Genomic DNA, 7,913 nt, shown 5'->3' with positions numbered 1-7,913 from the left:
GAAAAACAGGCCGCATGAGGCCAGAAATGAAGCCCCGGACTCTCCATTGAGCTGGAGGGAACAAGGGTCTCAGGTCAATTGTCTATCAAGGCAACACCGATGTAACATCGCTCACGGCTGCGCTTGCCCTTACTGGGGACTCGGGACGCGCGGTCACTTTCCGATACTGAGCAGCCCAAGCGTTCGACACGCCCTTAGTGCGTCGAGCGTGTCGGTGCGCGATCTCCCCGCTTCATCAATCAACACCAACCGGGTGGCCGTTGGGTGAACAAACCTGCGCGCCCCACAGGAGAGAAGAGATGGAAACCCTACAATATCTCGGCCCGATGGAATGGATGGCGATCGAAGTAGCGGTACTAGTCATCGCGCTGGCAATCCTGTTGTGGTGGAGCGGCGTGGTCCGCTACATCCCAAACGACAGGCTCGGCATCTTGGAAAAACTATGGAGTTTTCGCGGCTCCGTCAGCAGCGGCTTCATTGCGCTCAACCGTGAGGCAGGCTACCAGCCGGAAGTCGTGCGCGGCGGCCTGCATTTCTTCATGCCGTTCCAGTATTCGATGCATCGCGCCAACCTTGTCACCATCCCGCAGGGTCAGATCGGCTATGTCTTTGCCCGCGATGGCAAGCCGCTGCCTCCGACGCAGACACTTGCTTCCAACACCGACGCCGATGATTTCCAGGATGTGCGCGGCTTTCTCGAAAAAGGCGGACAGAAAGGACCTCAACGCAAGACCTTGCGTGAAGGCACCTATGCCATCAATCTCGCACAATTCATCGTGCTCACCGCCCAGTCGATCTATGCCGTTAATCTGAGTTCGTCGGAACAAAGCCTTTTTGCCAATATGTCGAGCATGATTTCGGAGCGGGGCGGCTTTGAGCCAGTCGTCATCCATAATGCAGAGGACATGATCGGCATCGTCACCATCCATGACGGTCCGGCGCTGCCGGACGGCGAGATCATCGCGCCGACCGTCGCCAATGATCCGAACGACCCGAACTTCCATAACAATTTTCAGGACCCGGAGAAGTTTCTCAATGCCGGCGGCTACCGTGGCCGGCAGTTGCAGGTGCTGGCCGACGGCAGCTACTTCCTCAATCGCATTTTCGCGACTGTCGAACTGGTCGAGAAGACGATCATCGACGTTGGCACGGTGGGTGTCGTCGTCTCCTACAATGGCCGCCACGGCACGGACATATCCGGGCAGGCATACCGCCACGGCGAGCTGGTCGAAATCGGCGCGCGCGGTGTCTGGTCGACGCCGCTGCTGCCAGGCAAGTATGCGTTCAATACCTATGCCGGCAAAATCATCACCGTACCGACCACCAACTTCGTGCTCAAATGGACGAAGGAGCAGTTTGGCGAACACAGGCTGGACGAGAACCTGTCCGAGGTGTCGTTGATCACCAAGGATGCGTTCGAGCCTGTGCTGCCGCTCTCCGTCGTGGTGCATATCGACTATATGAAGGCGCCGCTCGTCGTGCAGCGTTTCGGTGACATCAAGCGGTTGGTCGAACAAACGCTCGATCCGATGGTTTCGGCTTACTTCAAGAATATCGCCCAGACGAAGACGCTGATCCAGCTTCTGCAGGAGCGTAGCGATATCCAGCGCAAATCCGGCGAGGAGATGCGCGAAAAATTCAACTCCTACAGTCTCGAGCTGCAGGAAGTGTTGATTGGCACCCCCCGTGCCGCCAATGGCCAGAACAGCATCGAGCAGATCCTGATCCAGCTGCGCGAGCGCCAGATCGCGGTCGAAAAGGTCGAGACTTATAAATTGCAAGAGAGGGCGGCCACTCAGGAACGCACGTTGCGTGAGAAGGAGGCGCTCGCCGAACAGCAGGCCAAGATCACGACGTCGGCGCTTACCATCGAAATCAGTGAGAACGAGGGCAAGGCGCAACTCGCCCGCACCCGCCAGGAGGCGGAAACCATTCAGGTCACCGCCAAGGCAGAGGCCGAGAAGGTACGCCTGGCCGGCCTGGGCGAGGCCGACATGATCAAGGCTGTGGCGCTTGCCGATGCCGAACGCATCAAGGCGACCGGTTTCGCGGAGGCCGAGAAGGTGCGCGCCATCGGTCTGGCGGAGGCCGAGGCAACCGAGAAGAAGGTCGCGGCCTTCGGCGGCCCGGACTATCAGCTCAACTCGCAGGTTCTCATGCGCTTCGCTGAGGCGATCGAGAATGGCAGGCTGCCGCTCGTGCCGCAGATCCAGATCGGCGCTACCGGTGGCGAGAAGGGGGCCGCCAATGGCCTTGTCGAGATGATGCTTTCGATGCTCGTTGCCGACCGTGTTGGGCGGCAAAACATTCCGGATGCAATCCCGGAATCCGTTGAGGAGGAATGATTGGGGATGGGCCGGTTGTACCGGCCCATTTTGCGCTCCTGCCGAAACATACCCCGGCGAGGAGGAATATGGTAGCGGGCTTCTAGTCTAGCCCCTTTCATTGAAAGTTGGATAGTCGCGCAGGAACGCGTGCGAAAGCAACATCGCGACCGGAAGGGACGGGGAGACTCGCAATTATTGCACCAGACATAGCCCCAAAGGCAAAAGCGCAATTTCGCGCTCACGCAGACATCATAGCCAAGTGCTTGGAAATGTTTGGCTCCCCGGGCCGGATTCGAACCAGCGACCAACCGGTTAACAGCCGGTTGCTCTACCACTGAGCTACCGGGGAACGGATGCTCTTCAGCAAGTGGCGCAGCCTATAGCAAACACCTTTCGGCTTTGCAAAGAAGCATTTCGCTTTTTTCCGAGACTTTTTCGCGCGGCGGTTTCTCGCAATCGGCGGCGTCCGCCCTCATATTAGCCGTCTTGGCGATAGGCGCGGAACCGAAACGGCGGTCGCGGCTTTCGTAAACAGGCTTTTTCGAGCGACCAGACGGGCAGCCATTGCGATGACGGCAGCAGACGAAAACCGGATACCGGCACGAAAGATCTCGATTTTCGGGCGCGAATTCACCATGCCGCAATCGCGCGGCCTCAGAATCACGATCGGCATTCTTTTGACCATCGGCGGCATTCTCGGCTTTCTGCCGATCCTCGGCTTCTGGATGGTTCCGATCGGATTGCTGGTGCTCTCCTATGAATTCGCCATGGTGCGACGCCACCGGCGTCGCTTCGTCGTCTGGTGGGAGCGGCGGCGTCGGCCGGATGGAACGACGGGCACCAAGCCGGGCCTTTGACCGCGCCATCCTTCCGCGGCGTTATGCCCTTGTTCGTATTTCGGATTTTGGCGAATCCGCTTTTCGGTTCCCACCTCTCTCCAAATCCTCGCGGATTTCCCTGAGAACGGCGGCAGCCGAGGCGAGACGCGCGCGGTCGCGCGGCGAAAGCCTGGCGGTGCCATCTATCGCAAGGCAGTCGATGGCATGGCGCAGCAATGCCTCGCATGCTGATCGCGACAAGCCGTCCCAGGCGTTCGTTCCGGTGTTGGCGTTGCCGGTCGCATGGCGGAGTCCTCCTCGTTTCTCAACGGTGGCGAGGGCGTGGAGTTTCTCGTGATCTCCTGCTATACTTAACGATCGTCTAATATGCGCCGTGACCCACCGTGGCCATGGCGCTCGATGTGGAGGGTCGGATTTCTTGCAGAGGAAACCGCGCGGAATGCGTGGTGGCCGCTTGACGCCATTTTCGCCGCAACCTATTGGAACCGGGTGGAACGCCGGGAGCAACGAGGCCTCGTGGCGGAGTGGTTACGCAGAGGACTGCAAATCCTTGCACCCCGGTTCGATTCCGGGCGAGGCCTCCAATACCCGGGCTCCCGCGCGCTCAGCGCCGGAGCCTGACGTTCTCATCGAAATGAACCGCGGTTCTGGCGCGGCAAGCGGATTGGTTGGAACATGAGCGCTGATTTCTCCGAGCTTCGCATCAAGATGGTCGACGGTCAGGTTCGCACCACCGACGTGACCAGCGCCCCGCTGCTGGAGGCCATGCTTACCGTGCCGCGCGAGGTTTTCGTCGGCGACCGCCAGCGCGATCTCGCCTATATCGATGAGGACATCCGCATTGCCGACGGCGCCGATGGCGCGCGCTATCTGATGGAAGCATCGCCGCTGGCCAAGCTGATGCAACTGGCCGAAATCAATGCGACCGATTCTGCGCTCGATGTCGGCTGTGGCACCGGCTACGCCTCGGCCATCCTGTCGCGGCTGGCGAGGTCGGTCGTGGCGCTCGAAAGCGATTCGGCACTGGCGCAAACCGCGGCATCGACCCTTTCCGGCCTTGGCTGCGGCAATGTGACCGTGGTCCAGGGTGCGCTGGCACAGGGCCATGCGGCCAAGGCACCCTATGACGTCATCTTCATCGGCGGCAGTGTGGAGAAAGTGCCGGCGCCATTGCTCGATCAGCTCGCCGACGGCGGCCGACTCGTCGCGGTCGAAGGGCGTGGCAATTCCGGCGTGGCGCGACTTTTTTTCAAGGCGGGGGGGGTTGTAACCGGGAGAAGGGCATTTAATGCGGCAATTAAGCCACTACCGGGATTCGAACGTGAGCATGCTTTTGAATTCTGAATGATTTAGCCTTGCAGCAGAGGCTTTGTCATGGTCGCTTGCATTTGAACAATCGTTGCTAATCCCAGACTGGGGGCACTTTGGGACCGAGTGACAGGGAACGAAAGACGCCACTCCGGCTGCTCTGACGAGAAGCTGGCGCGGCGAAGTTCCCATGGAAAACGAATGAGGGATATCCGTGCCGTCTGTATCCAAGACCCTTTTTGCCGCCGTCCTCGTCTCCGCGACCGCGCTGTCCCCACTAACCGCGTCGGCGGAAACCATCACCGGCGCACTCGCCAAGGCCTATCAATACAATTCCACGCTGAATTCATCCCGCGCCGGCGTGCGCGTCACCGACGAAGGCGTGGCCATCGCCAAATCAGGCTGGCGCCCAACGATTACGGGATCGGCGTCCATCGACTATACAAACACGCGCCAGGCAAATGGCGGCGGCAACTCGAAGCTGACGAGCGGCGGCTACGGCATTCAGATCAACCAGTCGCTGTTTGACGGTTTTCAGACAAAAAACAACGTGGCGGCGGCTGAAGCCCAGGTCAAGGCGTCGGTCGAGAGCCTGCGCAACAGCGAAGAGAACACGCTGTTCAGCGCGGCCACGGCCTATATGGACGTGATCCGGGACCGGCAGATCGCGGTGCTGACAGAACAGAACCTGCAGTTCCTGACCGAGCAGGCGCGTGCAGCGAGGTCACGTTTCGAAGTTGGCGAAGGTACCCGCACCGACGTCGCGCAGGCCGATGCGTCGCGCGCCTCGGCGGTGGCCTCGCTGAGTGCCGCCCGCGCGCAGGCGCTGGCCAGTGCTGCAACCTACCACCAGGTGGTCGGCGACGAGCCGGGCAAGCTCAAGCCCGCTTCGCCGTTGGGCAGGCTGCTGCCGTCGAGCCTCGATGCGGCGATTGCGATCGGGGCGAATGAACACCCGGCCATTCTCGCAACGCAACATCTGGTCGACGCGGCGGCGTTCTCGGTGAAGTCGGCGGAGGGCGCACTGTTGCCGCAACTGTCGGCGTCGGCCGGCATCTCGGAAAACTACCGCAACGCCATTCCAGACATCTCGGGCACCAACGGCAATTCGACCTCGGCGAATATTGGCGCGACGCTGACCATTCCGATCTATTCGGGCGGGCGGACCTCGGCGGTCGTGCGGCAGAACAAGGAATCGCTTGGCCAGGCCCGCATCCAGGTCGACGTCAGCCGCGACCAGGTTCGCCAGGCAGTGGCCACCGCATGGTCGCAATACACCGCCGCGCAGCAGAGCGTCTCGGCCAACAGGCAGGTGATCGACGCCGCTCAACTGGCGCTGAACGGCGTCATCGAAGAGCGCAATGTCGGCCAGAGGACCACGCTCGACGTCCTCAACGCGCAGGCCGCCGTCATCACCGCGAAGATCAACCAGGCCAATTCCGAACATGATGTGGTGGTGGCGAGCTATGCCATCCTGTCGGCGATGGGTCGCCTGTCGGTCGACCGGCTTGCCTTGCAGGTCACCAAGTACAAGCCCGAAGAACACTACAACGCCGTCAAGGACAAGTGGATCGGCGTGCGTACACCGGACGGCCGCTAACGCCGGCGGCTCGACTTGCGTCGGGCCCGTCTGAGCGGAACCTGGCTTGAAAGCCGTTTCCGCGTCGTTTCTTGCTCTATTCCTTCGCATTGGCGCAATTCCCAAGGGAAAGCGCTATGTGCTTTCGCGGGAAAACCGTTTTCACACTTTTCCCGGAATTGCTTCTAATCTGTTGAAATCCCACATGTCCCCAGATTGGGGATTCTCGTGCCGCGATCCGTCGGTTACGCTGTCGCCATGATTCGAATCCGGCTTCTGCCGGAGCGAACGAACTAACAGGTCGCAAGGGCGGCGGATGTGACGATGGCAACGGCAAGCAGCGCACAGCGCGAACCTTCCATGGAAGAGATACTGGCTTCCATCAGGAGGATCATCGAGGACAGCGACAACGGTCGCAAGCAGCCGGGCGAGACCGAAGAGCTGCGGCAGGATCTGGAGCCGGCGCCGGGCGAGGCTCCGGCCGCAGATGTCGATGCGTTTCGCGCCGAGCTGCATGCCGCCCCCGAAACCAGGAAGCCGGTCGCGCCCGCGGAAGTCCAGGCGCCTTCGCCCGAGCCGGTGATCGCGCGCGTGGAATCGCAGACGCGCGCCGATCCCGTGCCGCTCAAGCCGTCGATGACGCTGGCGGAGGTCAGCGCCAGGATCGCCGCGGAGCCGGCGCCCGCCGCCACGACCGAAGCGCCGGCCGCCCCGCAGGCCAGCGCGACAAGCGATGCCATCGTTGCCGATTGGCGGCGCGAGATCGCGGCGGTCGGGGAGCAGGCGAAAGCGATCCGCAAGCCGGTCGCCCAACCCGAGACGCCGACGAGCGAACCGGTGGTGGAGGCTGCGTTCGAACGACCGTCTTCAAGCGAAGCTCCTGCAGACGCCGCTCAGGCGTGGGCGGCGGCGAGCGATGGGCCCGCGGCGCGCCCGGCAATCCTTTCCGAACATGCGGGCCGGCAGGTCGCGGCGGCCTTCGGCGAGCTGTCCGACGCCTTTGCCAGCCGCAGCAAGAAGACATTCGACGAGATGGCCGAGGAGATGCTGCGGCCGATGCTGCAGGACTGGCTGGACAACAATCTGCCGACGCTGGTCGAGCGCCTAGTGCGCGAGGAGATCGAGCGCGTCGCGCGCGGCGCGCAGTAATCTCCTCCAACGATCACTCTCGAAACGCCGCCCATGAGGCGGCGTTTTTGTCGATGAGGTCAGCCAGCGCTGGTCGCGAAGCAGATGAGGTTGCCGTCGGGGTCTTTGACGATGAAGGTGCGGGCGCCCCAGGGTTCGGTCCGCAATGTCTGGTGGAACGGGGCCGTGGCCGCCTGATACTCCAGAAATAGAGCCTTGATGTTGTCGACAACGATCGTCGCCGCCAGTAGGTCATCGGTCGAACTGGCGGCGAGTGGAGGCTTGTCGACATGGCGCAGGTTGAGCCGTGCGCCATCGCGGATGATTTGGGCGTAGAAGGGCGGCTCGCCATAGGTGAAGCGCGTCTCGAAGCCGAGCTTTTGCCGGTAGAAACTACAGGCCGCTACGATGTCGCAGACAAAGAGCTGTGGCTCGGCAAAGGCGAGATGCGGTTTTGCGGCGTCGGTTGCTAAATGATCGGTCACGGTTTGAAGGCCTTCCTTCAGCGCCTGCCAGCTCTCGAAACCTGACTTCCTGGCGACGAGTTCCTGGGCATCGGCAAGCTTGAAGCCGTGATCGAGGATCTGGCCGTCGCTGAGATGGTGAAAACGCGGCAGGAGCCATCCAATCACAGCGGCGACGGGATAATACCGTTCGCGATGCCACTTCAGATAGAGCTTGGCCTGTTTCTTGTGGTGTTCGAGGGTCGGCATGGGCGCATTGTGGAGTTGA

The 7,913-nt window shown here is 61.5% G+C and carries 6 protein-coding genes and 2 tRNA genes; 6 read left to right on the top strand and 2 right to left on the bottom strand.

Going from position 1 to position 7,913, the window contains the following annotated elements; genetic code table 11:
- Positions 1 to 299: 299 nt before the first annotated feature.
- Entirely contained in the window at positions 300 to 2,345 is a 2,046-nt protein-coding gene (locus tag FJV83_RS26995; RefSeq protein WP_142886320.1) for a flotillin family protein, read from the top strand.
- 256 nt (positions 2,346 to 2,601) lie between these two features.
- Here FJV83_RS26995 and FJV83_RS26990 read toward each other — a convergent pair.
- A tRNA-Asn gene (locus tag FJV83_RS26990) sits at positions 2,602 to 2,676 on the bottom strand.
- 220 nt (positions 2,677 to 2,896) lie between these two features.
- Here FJV83_RS26990 and FJV83_RS26985 point away from each other — a divergent pair.
- The 5 genes from FJV83_RS26985 to FJV83_RS26965 all read left to right on the top strand — a co-directional run bounded on the left by FJV83_RS26985 (position 2,897) and on the right by FJV83_RS26965 (position 7,202).
- Positions 2,897 to 3,184 carry a hypothetical protein gene (locus tag FJV83_RS26985; RefSeq protein ID WP_095772873.1) on the top strand — a complete coding sequence of 96 codons (288 nt, stop codon included), beginning with the start codon at positions 2,897 to 2,899 and terminating at the stop codon, positions 3,182 to 3,184.
- A 492-nt stretch (positions 3,185 to 3,676) separates the two neighbouring features.
- A tRNA-Cys gene (locus tag FJV83_RS26980) sits at positions 3,677 to 3,750 on the top strand.
- A gap of 91 nt (positions 3,751 to 3,841) precedes the next feature.
- Positions 3,842 to 4,510: a protein-L-isoaspartate O-methyltransferase gene (locus tag FJV83_RS26975; RefSeq protein WP_142886319.1), complete on the top strand. Its 669-nt coding sequence runs from the start codon at positions 3,842 to 3,844 to the stop codon at positions 4,508 to 4,510.
- A 178-nt stretch (positions 4,511 to 4,688) separates the two neighbouring features.
- Positions 4,689 to 6,074: a TolC family outer membrane protein gene (locus FJV83_RS26970; RefSeq protein ID WP_142886318.1), complete on the top strand. Its 1,386-nt coding sequence runs from the start codon at positions 4,689 to 4,691 to the stop codon at positions 6,072 to 6,074.
- Positions 6,075 to 6,377: 303 nt separating this feature from the next.
- Positions 6,378 to 7,202 carry a PopZ family protein gene (locus tag FJV83_RS26965; protein WP_142886317.1) on the top strand — a complete coding sequence of 275 codons (825 nt, stop codon included), beginning with the start codon at positions 6,378 to 6,380 and terminating at the stop codon, positions 7,200 to 7,202.
- 59 nt (positions 7,203 to 7,261) lie between these two features.
- On the opposite strand, the gene FJV83_RS26960 is transcribed toward FJV83_RS26965, so the two are convergent.
- Positions 7,262 to 7,894 (bottom strand): VOC family protein, encoded by a 633-nt coding sequence (locus FJV83_RS26960; protein ID WP_095787494.1) that lies wholly within the window; start codon positions 7,892 to 7,894, stop codon positions 7,262 to 7,264.
- Positions 7,895 to 7,913 lie beyond the last annotated feature (19 nt).

Source organism: Mesorhizobium sp. WSM4307 (assembly GCF_007003945.1).
Taxonomy (GTDB): domain Bacteria; phylum Pseudomonadota; class Alphaproteobacteria; order Rhizobiales; family Rhizobiaceae; genus Mesorhizobium.
Note: the sequence above shows the minus strand (reverse complement) of the source record. Positions and strands in the feature narration are given on the sequence as shown.

Bases quoted from the DNA above. Each gene is read 5' to 3' on its own strand.
- FJV83_RS26965 (WP_142886317.1), top strand. From the start codon at position 6,378: ATGGCAACGGCAAGCAGCGCACAGCGCGAACCTTCCATGGAAGAGATA.
- FJV83_RS26985 (WP_095772873.1), top strand. From the start codon at position 2,897: ATGACGGCAGCAGACGAAAACCGGATACCGGCACGAAAGATCTCGATT.
- FJV83_RS26995 (WP_142886320.1), top strand. From the start codon at position 300: ATGGAAACCCTACAATATCTCGGCCCGATGGAATGGATGGCGATCGAA.
- FJV83_RS26975 (WP_142886319.1), top strand. From the start codon at position 3,842: ATGAGCGCTGATTTCTCCGAGCTTCGCATCAAGATGGTCGACGGTCAG.
- FJV83_RS26960 (WP_095787494.1), bottom strand. From the start codon at position 7,894: ATGCCGACCCTCGAACACCACAAGAAACAGGCCAAGCTCTATCTGAAG.